General features: G+C 64.8%; 17 protein-coding genes. 12 read left to right on the plus strand and 5 right to left on the minus strand.

The features are described 5' to 3' along the window. The 8 genes from eda to LH20_RS04295 all read left to right on the plus strand — a co-directional run bounded on the left by eda (position 1) and on the right by LH20_RS04295 (position 6957). The gene (gene eda / locus LH20_RS04260; RefSeq protein ID WP_053553146.1) at positions 1-621 is read left to right on the plus strand and encodes a bifunctional 4-hydroxy-2-oxoglutarate aldolase/2-dehydro-3-deoxy-phosphogluconate aldolase; all 621 of its coding nucleotides are present in this window, start codon (positions 1-3) and stop codon (positions 619-621) included. 94 nt (positions 622-715) lie between these two features. Beyond that, a complete protein-coding gene (locus LH20_RS04265) occupies positions 716-1513 on the plus strand; it encodes a dienelactone hydrolase family protein (RefSeq protein WP_235527113.1) in 798 nt (265 codons plus the stop codon). A gap of 48 nt (positions 1514-1561) precedes the next feature. Next, positions 1562-2278, plus strand: coding sequence for a ribonuclease PH (rph, locus tag LH20_RS04270; protein WP_053553148.1), 717 nt, complete (start codon positions 1562-1564; stop codon positions 2276-2278). A gap of 1 nt (position 2279) precedes the next feature. Then, positions 2280-2909 (plus strand): RdgB/HAM1 family non-canonical purine NTP pyrophosphatase, encoded by a 630-nt coding sequence (rdgB, locus tag LH20_RS04275; protein ID WP_053553149.1) that lies wholly within the window; start codon positions 2280-2282, stop codon positions 2907-2909. Positions 2910-2960: 51 nt separating this feature from the next. After that, complete coding sequence (locus tag LH20_RS04280) at positions 2961-3473, plus strand: DUF2239 family protein (protein ID WP_053553150.1); 513 nt, start codon at positions 2961-2963, stop codon at positions 3471-3473. 61 nt (positions 3474-3534) lie between these two features. Further along, positions 3535-4680 (plus strand): radical SAM family heme chaperone HemW, encoded by a 1146-nt coding sequence (hemW, locus tag LH20_RS04285; RefSeq protein WP_053553151.1) that lies wholly within the window; start codon positions 3535-3537, stop codon positions 4678-4680. A 133-nt stretch (positions 4681-4813) separates the two neighbouring features. After that, positions 4814-5704, plus strand: coding sequence for a tyrosine-type recombinase/integrase (locus tag LH20_RS04290; RefSeq protein WP_053553152.1), 891 nt, complete (start codon positions 4814-4816; stop codon positions 5702-5704). Between the two features lie 383 nt (positions 5705-6087). Beyond that, positions 6088-6957: a hypothetical protein gene (locus LH20_RS04295; protein ID WP_053553153.1), complete on the plus strand. Its 870-nt coding sequence runs from the start codon at positions 6088-6090 to the stop codon at positions 6955-6957. A gap of 69 nt (positions 6958-7026) precedes the next feature. On the opposite strand, the gene LH20_RS04300 is transcribed toward LH20_RS04295, so the two are convergent. The 3 genes from LH20_RS04300 to rsmI form a co-directional block, all read right to left on the minus strand. Beyond that, a complete protein-coding gene (locus LH20_RS04300; RefSeq protein WP_053553154.1) occupies positions 7027-7635 on the minus strand; it encodes a DedA family protein in 609 nt (202 codons plus the stop codon). 24 nt (positions 7636-7659) lie between these two features. Then, complete coding sequence (gene gshB / locus LH20_RS04305) at positions 7660-8610, minus strand: glutathione synthase (protein ID WP_053556086.1); 951 nt, start codon at positions 8608-8610, stop codon at positions 7660-7662. 97 nt (positions 8611-8707) lie between these two features. Further along, positions 8708-9568, minus strand: a complete 861-nt coding sequence (rsmI, locus tag LH20_RS04310) for a 16S rRNA (cytidine(1402)-2'-O)-methyltransferase (protein ID WP_053553155.1) — start codon at positions 9566-9568, stop codon at positions 8708-8710. A 73-nt stretch (positions 9569-9641) separates the two neighbouring features. On the opposite strand from rsmI, the gene LH20_RS04315 reads away from it, so the two are divergent. Further along, positions 9642-10757: a penicillin-binding protein activator gene (locus tag LH20_RS04315; RefSeq protein WP_235527192.1), complete on the plus strand. Its 1116-nt coding sequence runs from the start codon at positions 9642-9644 to the stop codon at positions 10755-10757. 170 nt (positions 10758-10927) lie between these two features. Then, positions 10928-11464 (plus strand): translation initiation factor IF-3, encoded by a 537-nt coding sequence (infC, locus tag LH20_RS04320; protein ID WP_053553156.1) that lies wholly within the window; start codon positions 10928-10930, stop codon positions 11462-11464. 9 nt (positions 11465-11473) lie between these two features. Here infC and LH20_RS04325 read toward each other — a convergent pair whose 3' ends face one another. Further along, complete coding sequence (locus LH20_RS04325; RefSeq protein WP_053553157.1) at positions 11474-12169, minus strand: NRDE family protein; 696 nt, start codon at positions 12167-12169, stop codon at positions 11474-11476. A gap of 126 nt (positions 12170-12295) precedes the next feature. On the opposite strand from LH20_RS04325, the gene LH20_RS04330 reads away from it, so the two are divergent. Further along, positions 12296-12742 (plus strand): hypothetical protein, encoded by a 447-nt coding sequence (locus LH20_RS04330; RefSeq protein ID WP_053556088.1) that lies wholly within the window; start codon positions 12296-12298, stop codon positions 12740-12742. A 22-nt stretch (positions 12743-12764) separates the two neighbouring features. Here the strand turns inward: LH20_RS04330 and uvrB are convergent, their stop codons facing one another. Beyond that, a complete protein-coding gene (gene uvrB, locus LH20_RS04335) occupies positions 12765-14951 on the minus strand; it encodes an excinuclease ABC subunit UvrB (protein WP_053553158.1) in 2187 nt (728 codons plus the stop codon). 98 nt (positions 14952-15049) lie between these two features. Between uvrB and LH20_RS04340 the strand changes: the two genes are divergently transcribed. Continuing rightward, positions 15050-15595 (plus strand): DUF3617 domain-containing protein, encoded by a 546-nt coding sequence (locus LH20_RS04340; protein ID WP_083455287.1) that lies wholly within the window; start codon positions 15050-15052, stop codon positions 15593-15595. The last annotated feature ends 416 nt before the right edge of the window (positions 15596-16011 follow it).

Raw genomic sequence — 16011 nt, forward strand, 5'->3', positions numbered from 1 at the left:
ATGGCACAATCAGGCATCGAGCAGATCATGGCGCTGGCGCCGGTCATTCCGGTCATCGTCATCGACCGGGTGGAGGATGCCGTGCCGATGGCCGAGGCGCTCGTTGCGGGCGGCCTTCCCGTGCTCGAGGTGACGCTTCGCACCGCAGCCGCGCTCGATGCGCTTCAGGCGATGAAGAAGGTCGCAGGCGCCATCGTCGGCGCCGGGACCGTGCTGGATCCGCAGATGCTGAGCGGCGCGATCGAGGCGGGAGCCGAATTCATCGTCTCGCCGGGTCTCACGGACACGCTCGGCAAGGCCGCGGTGGCAAGCGGCATTCCCTTCCTTCCTGGGACGGCCAATGCGAGTGACATCATGCGCGGCCTCGACCTTGGCCTCTCCCACTTCAAATTTTTCCCCGCTTCAACGAGCGGCGGTATTGCAGCCTTGAAGGCGCTCGCGGGTCCCTTCGGCCAGGCGCGCTTCTGCCCGACCGGCGGTATCACGGCGGCGAGCGCCCCCGGATGGCTCGCGCTCGATGCGGTGCTTTGTGTCGGCGGGAGCTGGGTCGTTCCGCCCGGTCCGCTCGATCCCGCGAAAATCGAGGCGCTGGCGCGCGAGGCCGCAGCGTTGCCGCGTTAAGGCATTGCGCGCGTCCCCTGCGCATCCGAGACGAGAAAATGGGGTTTCTATAAGCGCATCTGCTGTTAGCCTTCCTTCCGGGGAGGACGATATGATGGCACGCCCACTCAATGAGGATGATCCGCTCGACGATTTCGAGCAGCGCAATATCGCGCTGCTCGGCCGCAAGCACCGCGTCTACACGATGGGGAGCGGCCCTGCGATCATCGTGATGACCGAGATGCCCGGCATCAGTCCGCATGTCGCGCGTTTCGCGCGCTGGGTCCGCGACGCGGGATTTGCCGTCTATATGCCGCATATCTTCGGGAAGGATGGCGCGGTACCGCGCATGCCGGGCGCGCTGTTCACGATGATCGGCGGATGCATGAGCCGGCAGTTTCGCGCCTTTCAGGCCAATGAAAGTTCGCCTGCGACGCGCTGGCTGCGCGAACTTGCAGCGCTCGCGCACGCCGAATGCGGCGGTAGGGGCGTGGGGGCGATCGGCATGTGCTTTACGGGGAATTTCGCGCTCTCGATGATGCTCGAGCCCGCGGTCGTTGCGCCGGTGCTCGCGCAGCCCTCGCTGCCGCTCAATGATCCGGCAGGCATGCACATCGCGCCCGATGAACTCGCGGCCGTCAAGGCGCGGATGGAGGCGGAGGATCTCACCGTCCTCGCCTACCGCTTTGAAGGCGATAAATTCTGCAAGGCCGCGCGCTTTGCAGCCTATGAGGCCGCGCTGGGTGACCGTTTCGTCGGCCGCGTCCTTCCCGACAGCGCCGCCAACCCTGACAGCCCGATGAAGAATCCGCACAGCGTCGTCACGCTCCATCTCATCGACGAGGCAGGGCAGCCCACGGTCGCGGCGCGGGATGAAATCCTCGATTTCTTCCGTATGCGGTTGAGCGAATGAGCGCGCGGGCCTAAGGGCGGCGGCAATCTTCAACCGAAAGGATTTTTCATGCGCCCTTCCGGCCGCGCGCCCGATCAGATGCGCTCCATCACCATCGAGCCCGATTTCACCATCCATGCCGAGGGCAGCGTCCTCGTCTCCTTCGGCAACACCAAGGTGCTGGTGACCGCCAGCGTCGAGGAGAAGGTGCCACCCTTCCTGCGCGGCAAGGGGCAGGGCTGGGTTACGGCCGAATATGGCATGCTCCCGCGGGCGACGCACACCCGCGGCAGCCGGGAGGCGGCGAAGGGCAAGCAGTCGGGGCGCACCCAGGAGATCCAGCGGCTCATTGGCCGCAGCCTGCGCGCCGTCGTCGACATGGCGAAGCTCGGCGAGCGCCAGATCGTCATCGACTGCGACGTGATCCAGGCCGACGGCGGCACGCGCACGGCGTCGATTTCGGGTGCGTGGGTCGCGCTTCGCCTCGCGGTCGACAAGCTGATCGCGGCCGGCGCGCTTGCCGAGGATCCGATCGAGGACAAGGTCGCGGCGATCTCGTGCGGCATATACAACGGCACGCCGGTGCTCGACCTCGACTATGACGAGGATTCGAATGCCGAAGCCGATGGCAATTTCGTGCTGACCGGCAAGGGCCAGATCGTCGAGGTCCAGGCAAGCGCCGAAGGCGCGACCTATGATGAGGAAGGCCTGCTCCGTCTGCTCCGCCTGGCGCGCATCGGCTGCGCCGACATCTTCGCAGCGCAGGCGAAGGCGGTGGAGCGCTGAGATGACGCGCAGGCTCGCTCCCGGGAGGCTCGTGATCGCAAGTCACAATGCGGGCAAGGTGCGCGAGATCCGTGCGCTTCTTGAGCCCTTCGGGATCGAGCCGGTGTCGGCGAGCGATCTTGGCCTTCCAGAGCCTGAGGAAACGGGGACGACCTTCCGCGAGAATGCGCTTTTGAAAGCGCATGCGAGCGCAGCCGCGTCGGGCCTTCCAGCGCTCGCCGACGACAGCGGCCTCGAGGTGACCGCGCTTGGCGGGCGGCCCGGGGTCTACACCGCCGACTGGGCCGAGCGGCAATGGTTCGAGGGTGAAAAAGGGCGCGACTGGTATCTGGCGATGGGCAAGGTCGAGGGGCTCCTCGCCGAGCAGGGGGCGGACGTCGACCGGAGCGCGCGCTTCGTCTGCACCTTGGCGCTCGCCTGGCCCGACGGCCATGCCGATGTTTATGAAGGCTGGGCGAACGGCCAGCTGACCTGGCCTCCGCGAGGCGAGCTTGGCTTTGGCTATGACCCTGTCTTCGTCCCCGATGGCATGGCCTTGACGTTTGCGGAGATGGACCCGGCTGAAAAGCATCGCATCAGCCACCGGGCCGATGCATTTGCAAAGCTGGTTACGGGTGCCTTCGGCGCATAGTTATACCCGGGTAATATTGACGGGAATTTTACCCGGGTGTAATGGAGCGGCATGACACAGGAACATGATAGCGTCACCGCCTTTCTCGGTGACACCCGGCTTACCTCGGGACGCCGCGAGGAGGTGACGCGCCTCCTTGAGGAGCGTTATCCCGGCGATCTTGGCACCATCCTGGTTTTCGAAGATGCGACCGGGCGATTGACTGATCTGGACTATTGGGACGCCGCCAGGGCGGCGCCGCCATCGGCGGGACGCCCGCGGCTCGGCGTCAAGGCGCGCGAGGTCACCTTGCTGCCTCGCCACTGGGACTGGCTCGCCGCGCAGCCCGGCGGCGCCTCGGCGGCGCTGAGGCGACTGGTCGAAGCTGCGTGCAAGGAGGCCCCGGACGCGAAGCAGCGCCGCGACGCCGCCTATCATTTCATGAGCCATGTCTGCGGCGACCGGCCAGGCTATGAGGCGGCCTTGCGCGCGCTTTACCGGGGCGACATTGCGGCGCTTAAGACCGCTATCGCCGGGTGGCCCGCCGATATCCGCACGCATATCGCGCATCTTCTCGCGCCCTGATGCCTTGCGCGGGGCATTTCAGCCTTTGGCGCGAGCTCACAAAGCGAGTAGGGCGCGGGCGATGGCCGAACCGCTCGCCCTTTATGTCCATTGGCCCTTTTGCGTGAGCAAATGCCCCTATTGCGACTTCAACAGCCATGTGCGCGATCATGTCGACCAGGACGTCTGGCGCGCCGCCCTGCTTGCAGATCTGCGGCATGAAGCGGCGCTGCTTGGAGAGCGGCGCGTCTCCTCCATCTTCTTCGGAGGCGGGACGCCGAGCCTGATGCCGCCTTCGACCGTCGCCGCCGTAATCGCCGAGGCCGAGGCGCTTTGGGGGCTCGCGGATGAGTGCGAGATCACGCTCGAGGCGAACCCCAATTCGGTCGAAATTGCTGCCTTTTCCGATCTCGCCGCCGCAGGCGTCAACCGCGTGTCGATAGGCGTTCAAAGCTTTGACCCCCAGGTTCTTGCCTTTCTTGGGCGCGCGCATAGCGGTGAGGAAGCGCGGCGGGCGATCGCGGCCGCGCAAGCCTCCTTTGCCCGCACAAGCTTCGACCTCATCTATGCGCGTCCCGGGCAGTCGATTTCAGATTGGCAGGCCGAGCTTGGCGAAGCGCTTGCCTTTGGCACCGGGCATCTCTCGCTTTATCAGCTCACGATCGAGCCCGGCACGCGGTTCTGGGCGCTCGCGGCAAAAGGCGAGCTCGTCCTTCCCGACGGGGACACCGCCGCCGATCTCTTCGACGTGACGCAGGCGCTGACGCGTGCTGCGGGCCTGCCGCGCTACGAAGTTTCGAACCATGCAAGGCCCGGCGAGGAGAGCCGGCACAATCTCACTTATTGGCGCTACGGCGACTATGCCGGTATCGGCCCCGGCGCGCATGGGCGGCGGCTCGCCCAGGCGAGCGAGCGGCACAAGAAGCCCGAGAATTTTATCGCGGCGGTCGAGCGGAGCGGACACGGGCTGAAGGCCGAGAATGATCTGCCGCCGCACGAACGCGCGACCGAGGCGATGCTGATGGGCCTCAGGCTGACCGAAGGCGTTGACCTCGCGCGCGTCGAGATCCGCTCCGGACTGGCGCGCGAGGCGTTTTTCGATGCGGGGGCGGCAGAGCGGCTTGCGGCGCAGGGGCTGGTGCGGCAGGCGGGTGACCGGCTGATTGTCACCGACGAGGGGATACTTCTCCTCGACTCGATCCTTTCCGAGGTGGTTCGAACCGGCTAGTCTGTCCGAAAGACCGCGTCCTCTTCGCTTGGCAACCCTTGGGCCAGGCTTCGCCGAGGGAAGGCGGTTCATCCTTTTTCAAGGGCTGGGGATAGGAGAGGGCCTTGAAAGCACAGCCTGAACGGAATGTGGCTTGGCTGATCGACTGATCCGCGATTGGGACGCGCATCTCGCGCATGAGAAGCGCCGCTCGGACCACACCCGCCGCGCCTATATAGCGACGGCAGAGCGTTTTTGTGCCTTCCTGTCGCAGCATCGCGGCGGCGAGGTCGACAAGGCCATGCTCTCCGCGGTGAACCCAAATGACCTTCGCGCCTATCTCGCTGACCGCCGCGCGGGAGGGCTTGGCAATGCGTCGGCGGCGCGCGAGCTGTCGGCGCTGCGGAGCTTTCTGCGCTATGTGGGCGGGTCAAACGCGCACGTGCCCGCGATGCGCGGGCCGCGCGTCAAGAAGGGCCTGCCGCGCCCTGTCGCCCCTGCCGAGGCGATGGGTCTTGCGCAGGATGTCGAGGATAATGCGCGCGAGGGCTGGGTGGGCGCGCGCGATTTTGCGCTGCTGCTTCTGCTCTACGGCGCCGGCCTGCGCATCGGGGAGGCACTGTCGCTGACGGGCGCAGCGCTGCCGCTGGGCGATACGCTGCGCGTCACCGGCAAACGCGGCAAAACCCGCATCGTCCCCATCCTGCCAGCGGTCGCGAAAGCAGCGGCGCGCTATGCCGCGGCCTGCCCCTGGCCGATCGACAAGGAAACGCCGCTTTTTCTAGGCGCGCGCGGCGGCCCGCTTCAACCGGGCGTCGTCCGCGCGAGCGTGCGTGCAGCGCGGCGCGCGTTGGGCCTTCCCGAGCGGACGACGCCGCATGCGCTGCGCCACAGCTTTGCAACGCACCTCCTCGCAGGCGGCGCGGACCTGCGCAGCCTGCAGGAACTGCTCGGCCATGCCAGCCTCGCCTCGACGCAGATCTATACCGCGGTTGACGCGGCGCATTTGCTCGATGTCTACCGCTCGGCGCATCCGCGGGCGTGAGGCGATCGCCTGGGGGTGACGGGAAAGGCGGCTCGCTCTCTCGGTGCTGGATGCGTCTTTCACCGTCTCCGGAGCCGGAGATTCAAGGCCAATTGTTATGTTCGTGAGACGGGCGATCCGTTCCGGATCTCTTGTCCGCGAAAGGATCGGCAGGACCGGGTCTATCCATCAAGGGCATTGCCGATGGAAATCGAGCCCGACGTTTACGACGAATATTGGAAGACCATTCGACGCCGTGATCGCGCGGGATGACCCGCATAAATAGGGGGCGGGAGGATGCCAACATGCTGTCCGGCCAAAAAAATTGCGGGTTGCCTGGGGCTTTGGGCCGATGAACAATTTCCCCGACGATTGGCGCGCTCGCGTCGCAATCGGGGGACGAAATGACAATCTGGAAACTGGTGGTGGCGGCGGCCATGCTGATGCCGGGAGCTGCATGGGCCCAGAGTAAATGCCATGCGCCCGAATGGCGCACGGTGAATGATAGCGTCGCAGGCGCGGTCTATGACATGCCAGCGCCGCCGACGCGGTCGCATTTCATTGCTTCGGGAATCGGTTTTCCAAGCGCGCAGACGCGCGAGATGATACGCAGTGGACCGCAGGTTTCGGGGCGTTGCAGCAGCTTCAGCGTGCATGTGGTCAGAGTTGGTGACAATTATATCTCCAACCCAAAGGGATTTTTCGACACCGAACAGACCAATGCGATCAAAGGCCTGACCGAGGGCAAGATCGTGTCGAGTCGGTCGCTGACCATTGGCGGCTATCCGGCGCGCGAATATCAGTTCACTTTCCTCACCGATTACACTCGCCGCCCCGCCCGGCACAGGGTGCTCCTGGTCGTGCGCGGTAGCCAGCTGTTGAACTTCACCTGGGTGTGGGGCGATGCTGGGCCGCCGCCCGAGGATTCCAATCGGTCCTTTGCCTCGATTCGCCTCATCCCCGCGGACGACGCGATCCATATGGCGAGCTTTGCGCTGCTCCAGGAGTCGATCGAGAACTACTGGATTTATCCGTCATCCGATGGCGACAATGGTGGCATCTATTTCACCTCTGCGCTCCGCTCGCGCCTCGATGCCCGGCGCGCCGAGGATACCAGGGTGATCGCCGCCTTCGGCTTCCCGCGCGAGCTCAGATTTCTCCGCCGCGACGGAGCCGCGAAGGTGATCCGGAGCGAGCATGACAATGCGGTGGTCGACTGGACGATCACCGACAACGGCAAGACAATATCGGCAATCAGTTGGCAGAAGCGCTAGGCGCACGCGTTACGATCCCGTCGCCTTCCTGGGCATCCCGCCTGGGAAGGCAAGGCGGCATGAGGCCGCTCACTCGCCTTTTGCCTTGGGTTTCCACGTCACGACCCGGTAAATGTAGAGGAGGACGAGCGAGCCGATGGCAACCAGCGCGACGGGGCCGACGAAGGCGTCGAGATTTGCAAAACGGCCGCCGAACCAGCTACCCGCGCCCGCGAGCGCCGTGATCCAGATTGCCGAGCCTGCGGCAGTCCAGGCAAGGAACTTTGCCTGGTTCATCCGCACCATCCCGGCGGGCAGCGACACCATTGTTCGCGCGACCGGCATGAAGCGCGCGGCAAAGACGATGCCGGGGCCATATTTCAGGAAACCGCCGTGCAGCCGCTCGACCTCCGACCAGTCGAGCGTCAGCCAGCGTCCGTGGCGATCGATGAAGGGCCTGAGCCGTTCATAGCCAATCCAGCGCCCAACTGCGTACCAGACCCAATTGCCCGCGGTCGTCCCGGCAACCGCGACCGCGATCAGCGTCCAGAAATCAAACCGCCCCTTGGCGACCGCGATGCCGCCAAGCCCCATGATCACTTCAGACGGGATCGGCGGGAACACATTTTCGAGCAGCATCAGGACGAAGATGCCAGCGTAGCCCCAGCTCTGGATCAGATCGAGAATGAAAGCGGTCATGCCGTACTCTACGCCGGAGGCGCGTCAACCGATCCGCCGCGCGATCGCATCCCAGATCATTCCCGCCGTGTCGGTGCCGTTGAACCGGTCGATCGCGACGATGCCGGTCGGCGAGGTAACGTTGATCTCGGTGAGCCATTCGCCGCCGATGACGTCGATGCCGACGAAGATCAGTCCGCGTTCGCGAAGCTTCGGACCGAGCGCGGCGCATATTTCCTGCTCGCGCGGGCTGAGCGAGGCGGCTTCGGCATAGCCGCCGACCGCGAGGTTCGAGCGAAACTCGCCCTCGCCGGGCTTTCGGTTGATCGCACCCGCAACCTCGCCGTCGATCAGGACGATGCGCTTGTCGCCTTCGCTGACGCTCGGGAGGAATTGCTGCACCATGAAGGGTTCGGGCCACACCTGCCCGAACAGTTCGACGAGCGCGCCGAGGTTTGTGCCGGCCTCATCGATGCGAAACACCGCCTTGCCGCCGTTGCCGTGGAGCGGCTTGATCACCAGCGCGCCGTAGCGCCGGTGAAAATCCTTCACTGCCTCAAGATCGCGCGTGACCATTGTCGGGGGCATGAACTCGGCGAAATCGAGCACGAAGACCTTCTCGGGCGCGTTGCGCACCGAGACGGGATCATTGACGACCAGGGTCTCGTGCGCGATCCGCTCGAGCAACCAGGTCCCGGTCAGATAGCCAAGGTCGAAAGGCGGATCCTGGCGCATCAGCACGACGTCGACGTCGCGGCCGAGGTCGAGGGTCTGGGGCTCGCCAAAGCGGTAATGCGCGCCCACCTCGCGCCGCACGTCGAGCACCGGATGCGCGCGCGCGGTCAGCCGCCCCGCCTCCCACGTCAGCGAGCGGACATCATAGTGGTAGAGGCTGTACCCGCGTTCCCTGGCGCTCAGCATCAGCGCAAAGCTGCTGTCGCCCGCGATGTTGATGCCATCCATCGGGTCCATTTGCACCGCGGCGCGCAGGGTCATCGGGGTCTCCTCGGGTTGCCAGACGTGGTCCAGATGGCGCGGCATGCGCGCCGGCGCAAGGAGCATTGCGCTGTCGCGGCGCCGCGCAAGCGCGAAATCAGAGGTCTTCCTTCAGCGCGAGCGCGCGCGCGTAGACGGCGTGCCGGTCGCGACCGAAGCGCTTTGCGATCTCTTTCGCCGCTCTCGACACCGGCTGCGCTGCAAGCGCGCTTCGCAGCGCTGCATCAACGACCGCGTCGTCGGCTTCTTCGGCGGCGCCCTCGGTGGGAGGCGCAACGATTATCACGATCTCGCCCTTCGGGGGCGCCGCGGCGTAGCGCGCGGCAAGCTCGGTGAGGGGGCCGGTCACGCATTCCTCGTAAAGCTTCGTGATTTCGCGCGCGACCGCTGCCTCGCGGTTCCCGAGCCCTTCGGCGAGCGCGGCGAGCGATGCGCCAAGGCGCGGCCCGCTTTCGTAGAAGATGAGGCTGGCCCGCAGATCGGCGAATTCGGCGATGGTGTCGGCGCGCGCCTTTGCCTTGGAGGGGAGGAACCCTGCGAACAGGAAGCGGTCGCTCGGTAGCCCCGAGAGAGTGATCGCTGCGATCGCAGCGCAGGGACCGGGAAGGGTGGTAACGAGCCGTCCTGCGGCGCGCGCATCGCGGACCAGCTTGTATCCAGGATCCGAGATCAGCGGCGTTCCTGCGTCCGACACCAAGGCCACGACCTTGTCGGCCATTTGCGCAACCAGATCGGCGCGGGTGCGTTCGTCGCTGTGATCATGATAGGGGGTCATCGGAACACGCAAACCCAGGTGCGAAAGCAGCTTCGCGGTCACCCGCGTATCCTCGGCCGCGATCAGGTCGGCGCGCGCCAGCACCGCAGCGGCGCGCGCGCTGATATCGCCAAGGTTGCCGATGGGGGTCGCCACGATATAGAGACCGGGCAAGGGAGAATTTGAGATGGTCGAATCCGGCATGACGCCGAAAATGGCAGAAACTGCCGCGCTGCGCCAAGACAATGCGTCGCCGCGGCGGCATTTGCTGCGCGCAATGAGCGTAATGGCGCTCGGCGGATTGCTTGCGGCGTGTCAGGTCGTGCCGAAAACAGCGGGTCCGCCGCCGCCGCCCGAAACGCCCGAGACGATCGAGCCCGGCCTGCCGACCGATACCGATCGTCACCGCGTCGCGCTGCTCGTGCCCGAGACGGGCGCAAACGCCGACGTCGGCACCGCGATCGCCAATGCGACGACAATGGCGCTGCTCGACGCGCGCGCCGAGAAGGTTCGCATCACCACCTATGATACCGCGCTCGGGGCGGCTGCTGCGGCGCGCCAGGCGATCGCCGACGGCAACAAGCTTATTTTGGGGCCGCTGCTCAGCGAGGATGTCGGATCGGTCGCACCGATCGCACGTGCGGCGAAGGTGCCCGTGCTCAGCTTCTCCAACGACACGAGCGTGGCGGGCAACGGCGTCTTCATCATGGGCTTTGTCCCCGGCCAGTCGGTCGAACGCGTCGTCTCCTTCGCGCGGGGCAAGGGGCATGTACGCTTTGGCGCGCTGGTCCCCAAGAATGTCTACGGCGAGCGCTCGGCGGCCGCCTTCCGTTCGGCGGTGAAGGCGACCGGCGGCACGCTCGTTGCGGTCGAATCCTATGACCATAGCGCCGCGGCGATGACGGGTGCGGCGCGCCGGCTTGCCAATGCGGGCGACATGGATGCCGTGCTGATCGCCGATGCCGGCGGGAATGCGGTGCGCGCGGTGCCGGTGATCAAGAGCAATGGCGAACGCCAGATCCTGGGGACCGAGCGCTGGAACACCGATGCGTCCCTCGGGGCGAGCGCCGCGATGCGCGGCGCCTGGTTTGCGAGCGTCTCAGACGGTCTTTATGGCCAGATGGCAACGCAGTACCGCAAGCGCTACGGTAAAGCGCCCTATCGCCTCTCGAGCCTTGGCTATGATGCGGTGCTGCTCACCGTACGAATCGCCCGCGACTGGAAGCCGGGTACGAATTTTCCGGTAAATCGCTTGCTCGCGCCCGACGGCTTTGGCGGGATCGATGGCATTTTCCGCTTCGATAATCGCGGGATAGCGATGCGCGCGCTCGAGGTCAGCGAGGTCGGAGCGGGCGGATTCCGCGTCATCGACCCCGCTCCGACCAAATGGTAATCCGCGCCCAGGCGTGACTTCGTCGCCACAGTCGGGCGAAAACTGCGGTCGCTTTGCCACAGGCAGCCTTTACGAGGCGCCTGCGTTCACTATATGAGCGCGTGACGCGCTGCGTGACGATGCCGCGCGCCGCGCCCATGTTTTCAGGAGATACAGCTATACGCCCGCCCATGACCCGCCGCCCGCTGGCGCCGATGCCGCCGAAGAACGGCCCGCGATATAATGAATTCATCGCCTCCCCCAAGGTCCGCGTGATCGACGAGGAAGGCGAAAATCTGGGCGTAATGCTGACTGCCGAAGCGATCGAACAGGCGGCCGAAGTCGGCCTCGATCTGGTCGAAGTCTCCCCGAACGCCGATCCGCCGGTGTGCAAATTCCTCGATGTGGGCAAGTATAAGTACGAGGCCCAGAAAAAGGCGAATGCCGCGCGCAAGAGCCAGAAGACGCAGGAGATCAAGGAGATCAAGATGCGTCCGAACATCGACGACCATGACTTCGACGTGAAGATGAAGAAGGTTTTCGACTTCCTCGAGGAAGGCGACAAGGTCAAGATGACGATGCGCTTTCGCGGCCGCGAGATGAGCCACACCCAGCTTGGCCTCAACGTCCTCCAACGCGTGGCGGAAATGACCGCCGAGGTCGCGAAGGTCGAGGCACACCCGCGCACCGAAGGCCGCCAGATGCTGATGGTGCTGGCGCCGAAATAATAGCAGGGCTCAGCCCACCCAAAATTCAAGGGCGGTCGTTCCAGCGGGACGGCCGCCCGCTTCATATCTGCGCTCGGTCATTTTGACGCTGCCATCGGCGGCAAGCGCGACGAGAGTCGAGCAGCGGGTGCCATAGACGCCGCCTTCGAGGAACAGCGCTGGATCGTCCGTCGCGGTGAGCGTGTCGAGGAGACGATCGGGGGCCATGCCGGAGCTCACGAAGGCGCCGAGCGCCGCGCGAAGCCGCTCGGCCCGCGGGCAGGGCTGTTCGATGGGCTCATTGGCGAGCGCATGGACGCCCGGCTCGAGCGACAGGATCTGCGCGCGCGGCCGGTTGGTAAGGAGACGCGCCTTCCCGTCGACGGCAAACAGGTTGAAGGCATTGAAGCGCTCGAGATCGGCTGCCGCGGGCTCGGCGAAGCGGCCATCGCCGCGCAGCATGTCGACCACCAGAGCGCCGCGTGATTCCTTCGCCGGATCGGGCATCGCGCCGCGCACGTTGGTGACGACGACGACGCGGCCGCTTGGTCGATGCGCGCCCAGCCACGTCCCGCCCGCCTTGAGATCGCGTCCCCCAACGATTCCGCTGCCATCGTCCCAGGCTGCAAGCGCAGCGCTCGGTCGCGCATGAAATTCATCGCGATTGCCGACGAGGATCAGGGGCCAGTCCGGATGAACCCGCCAGGCGAGGGCAACGACGCACATGGCGCGCCTATCGCGCGGCCGCCCCGGCTTGCCAAGGGGGAAGCGCGTCATGCCGACACAATCAAGTTCCGCGTCCCGGTAAAGCATGGTAGATTGGGCGCGCTCAAAAAAGGGGAGGGGCTTGCCATGAACGGGACGGTCAGAACGCCTTGGCATTTGTGGGTTGTCGGGATGCTTTCGCTCCTGTGGAACGGCTTTGGCGTCACCGACTATATGATGACCAACCTCAAGAATATGTGGTGGCTGCGCGACTTCGCCCAGCTGACCCCCGAACAGATCGCCTATTTCGACTCGACGCCCAGCTGGGCGACGGCGGCCTGGGCGTTCGGCGTATGGGGCGCCTTTGCAGGGTCGCTGCTGCTGGTGCTGCGTAGCCGCCATGCGGTGACGGCCTTCATCGTGTCGCTCGCGGGCCTTGCTTTCAGCACCCTCTATCAGTTCGCTCTGTCACCCGTTGACCTTACCGAATTGTTCGGCCCCGGCCCGATGCTTACCACGCTGGTGATCTGGCTGATCGAGATCGCGCTCCTTTATTATGCGCGGCGCCAGACGGGGAAAGGCGTGCTGCGCTGAGCGAAGGGTGGCGGGGGCCACTCTAGCGCCCCCATTTGGTCCTGCTCTGCTTTCCAAAGCGCCCCTTTCGGGTGCCCGGCTTGCCCTCGTTCGAGCGCCCGACCATCGGCGCGACTTGCTGGTCGGGGGGCAGTCCGAGCTCATCGGCCTCGAGCCGGCGAATTTCATCGCGCAGGCGCCCTGCTTCTTCAAACTCGAGGTTTGCAGCAGCATCGCGCATCTTCTTTTCGAGCTCGGCGATGTAGGCGCGCAGATTGTGGCCGACCATATGATCGGGCCGGTCGTCGCCAAGCTCGATGGTGACGCCGTCCTTTGATGCGACATGCGCGATGATGTCGCCAATCTGCTTCTTCACGCTTTCGGGCGTGATGCCATGCTCTTCATTATAGGCGAGCTGCTTGGCGCGGCGGCGGTCGGTCTCGCGCATCGCGCGCTCCATGCTGCCCGTGATCCGGTCGGCATAGAGAATGACGCGGCCATCGACGTTGCGCGCGGCGCGGCCGATCGTCTGGACGAGGCTGGTTTCGCTCCGCAGGAAGCCTTCCTTGTCGGCATCGAGGATCGCAACGAGTCCGCATTCGGGGATGTCGAGCCCTTCGCGCAGGAGATTGATGCCCACGAGCACATCGAACACGCCAAGGCGCAGGTCGCGGATGATCTCGATGCGTTCGAGCGTCTCGACATCCGAGTGCATGTAGCGGACCTTGAGGCCCGCCTCGTGCAGAAACTCGGTCAGATCCTCGGCCATTCGCTTTGTCAGCGTCGTGACCAGCGTTCGGTAACCCGCCGCTGCCGTCTTCTTCGCCTCAGCGATCAGATCGTCGACCTGCTCTTCAACCGGTTTGATCTCGACCGGCGGGTCAATGAGGCCGGTGGGGCGGATCACTTGCTCGGCAAAGACGCCCTGCGTGCGTTCCATCTCCCAGGTTCCTGGCGTCGCCGAGACGCTGACGGTCTGCGGACGCATCAGATCCCATTCGGCAAAGCGCAACGGGCGGTTGTCGATGCAGGAGGGCAGGCGGAAGCCATATTCGGCAAGCGTGATCTTGCGGCGATGGTCGCCTTTCGACATCGCGCCGATCTGCGGGATCGTCTGGTGACTCTCGTCGACGAAGAGCAGCGCATTGTCGGGCAGATATTCAAACAATGTCGGTGGCGGCTCGCCGGGGAGGCGGCCGGTGAGAAAGCGGCTGTAATTCTCGATGCCGGCGCAGCTTCCAGTCGCGGCGATCATTTCAAGGTCGAAATTGGTGCGCTGTTCAAGGCGCTGGGCTTCAAGCAGGCGTCCCTCGGCTTCGAGTTCCTTGAGGCGCTCGGCGAGTTCGTGCCGGATCGCCTCGGTAGCCTGCTTGAGCGTCGGCCCCGGGGTAACATAGTGACTGTTCGCATAGACCCGGACATGATTGAGGCTGGCGATCTTTTTCCCGGTCAAAGGATCGAACTCGGTAATCTCCTCGATCTCGTCGCCGAAAAAGCTGACGCGCCACGCCATATCCTCATAGTGCGAGGGGAATATTTCGAGGCTGTCGCCGCGCACGCGGAAATTGCCGCGCGCGAACGCCTGGTCGTTGCGCTTGTACTGGAGCGCGACGAGCTTGCGGATGATCTCGCGGCTGTCGACGACCTGCCCCTTCTTCAAATCGAAGATCATCGCCGAATAGGTTTCAACCGACCCGATGCCATAAAGGCAGGAAACCGACGCGACGATGATCACGTCGTCGCGTTCGAGGAGCGCGCGCGTCGCCGAGTGACGCATGCGGTCGATGGCCTCGTTTACGCTGCTTTCCTTCTCGATGTACGTGTCCGAGCGCGGCACATAGGCCTCGGGCTGATAATAGTCGTAATAGCTGACGAAATATTCGACCGCATTGTTCGGAAAGAAGCTTTTGAACTCGCCATAAAGCTGCGCGGCGAGGATCTTGTTCGGAGCAAGAATCAGCGCGGGTCGTTGCAATTCCTCGATCACCTTTGCCATGGTGAAGGTCTTGCCCGACCCCGTGACGCCGAGCAGCACCTGATCGCGCTCACCCGCGCGCGCGGTGCCGACGAGTTCGCGGATTGCGGTCGGCTGGTCGCCCGCGGGCTCATAGTCGCTGACGAGCTCGAAGCGCTTGCCGCCCTCGACCTTGTCCGGGCGCGCGGGGCGGTGCGGGACATAGCCCTCGGCTGTATCGATTTCGTCGAGCGAGGTGCGAATCTGGATGGCCATCAAGGCCAATATGGGGCCGCGGGGCGTCCGCCGCAATCGGTGCGCAACCAACCGGGGTCAAGCGTGTTTTCCCTTCGCCGAAGTGGAGGAGGAAACCCATGAGAAAGTGCGTGACGATGGCGGCGCTTGGCGCTGCCCTGGCGTTGGCTGGATGCGGCAAATCGGATGACGCCGCCAAGCCTGGCGAGGCCGCGGTCGGCGCGAAGGCCGAAGGCAGCGCGGCTGCCCCCCTAGCCAAGCGTGAGCCGGGCAACTGGAAAACCGACGTGAAACTCGTCAAGTTCGACATGCCCGGCGCACCGGGCGCGGTGAAGGATCAGATGGCCAAGCAATTTGCCTCGGCTGGCAGCACCGAGACATGCTTGACGCAGGAAGAGGCGGATCAGGAAAATCTGGCGAACGTGATGTCCGAGCGGTTCGGCGAGGCTTGCACCTGGTCGAAGAATGTATTGCGCGGTTCGACGATCGACGTTGCGGGCACTTGCACCGCCAATGGCCAGAAGGTCGATCTCGCGATGGCGGGAACGGTCGGGGCCCAAAAGACGGACGTGACGATCACGACAAAGACGGCGGCGCCCACGGGCGGCCCGGTCGAAATGCAGATGCAGGTCACCAACACGCGCATCGGCCCCTGCAAGGCCTGAACGGCCGCAGTCGGCCCAGCAAGAAGGCGCGCGGCCTCGAGGGCCGCGTGCCTTTTTCAGTGGGCAGGATTTCCTTGGGCCATGCTGGTCGCAGCGCGATGGGCCTGCAGGAACGACGAGGGCAAGGGGAAGGGAGGCGGACTTGCCGATCGGGAGTAGGTGGGGCTACTGCCCGATCGGCGAAGTCTCAGTGTATGAAGCCGGCAGACCATGCGAATGATGCCAGGGACCAGCTCGCACCATTCAATCCATCGACCTCAAAGCGTCTACCTGAGACCAGGTCTCAGACCAGACCGCGGCGCTGTGGGGGGCACCGCGTCGAGGAAGGATTGACATCTTAGAGGAGGATGCGGCAGTTACATGGGGTCACGAAGCGGCATGTAGCCATTTGATAATCAATTATTAACCTCGTGGGA

Origin of the sequence: Sphingopyxis sp. 113P3, assembly GCF_001278035.1 — a bacterium.
GTDB lineage: Bacteria > Pseudomonadota > Alphaproteobacteria > Sphingomonadales > Sphingomonadaceae > Sphingopyxis.

Bases quoted from the DNA above. Each gene is read 5' to 3' on its own strand.
- eda (WP_053553146.1), top strand. From the start codon at position 1: ATGGCACAATCAGGCATCGAGCAGATCATGGCGCTGGCGCCGGTCATT.
- LH20_RS04265 (WP_235527113.1), top strand. From the start codon at position 716: ATGGCACGCCCACTCAATGAGGATGATCCGCTCGACGATTTCGAGCAG.
- rph (WP_053553148.1), top strand. From the start codon at position 1,562: ATGCGCCCTTCCGGCCGCGCGCCCGATCAGATGCGCTCCATCACCATC.
- rdgB (WP_053553149.1), top strand. From the start codon at position 2,280: ATGACGCGCAGGCTCGCTCCCGGGAGGCTCGTGATCGCAAGTCACAAT.
- LH20_RS04280 (WP_053553150.1), top strand. From the start codon at position 2,961: ATGACACAGGAACATGATAGCGTCACCGCCTTTCTCGGTGACACCCGG.
- hemW (WP_053553151.1), top strand. From the start codon at position 3,535: ATGGCCGAACCGCTCGCCCTTTATGTCCATTGGCCCTTTTGCGTGAGC.
- LH20_RS04295 (WP_053553153.1), top strand. From the start codon at position 6,088: ATGACAATCTGGAAACTGGTGGTGGCGGCGGCCATGCTGATGCCGGGA.
- LH20_RS04300 (WP_053553154.1), bottom strand. From the start codon at position 7,635: ATGACCGCTTTCATTCTCGATCTGATCCAGAGCTGGGGCTACGCTGGC.
- gshB (WP_053556086.1), bottom strand. From the start codon at position 8,610: ATGACCCTGCGCGCCGCGGTGCAAATGGACCCGATGGATGGCATCAAC.
- rsmI (WP_053553155.1), bottom strand. From the start codon at position 9,568: ATGCCGGATTCGACCATCTCAAATTCTCCCTTGCCCGGTCTCTATATC.
- LH20_RS04315 (WP_235527192.1), top strand. From the start codon at position 9,642: ATGAGCGTAATGGCGCTCGGCGGATTGCTTGCGGCGTGTCAGGTCGTG.
- infC (WP_053553156.1), top strand. From the start codon at position 10,928: ATGACCCGCCGCCCGCTGGCGCCGATGCCGCCGAAGAACGGCCCGCGA.
- LH20_RS04325 (WP_053553157.1), bottom strand. From the start codon at position 12,169: ATGTGCGTCGTTGCCCTCGCCTGGCGGGTTCATCCGGACTGGCCCCTG.
- LH20_RS04330 (WP_053556088.1), top strand. From the start codon at position 12,296: ATGAACGGGACGGTCAGAACGCCTTGGCATTTGTGGGTTGTCGGGATG.
- uvrB (WP_053553158.1), bottom strand. From the start codon at position 14,951: ATGGCCATCCAGATTCGCACCTCGCTCGACGAAATCGATACAGCCGAG.
- LH20_RS04340 (WP_083455287.1), top strand. From the start codon at position 15,050: ATGAGAAAGTGCGTGACGATGGCGGCGCTTGGCGCTGCCCTGGCGTTG.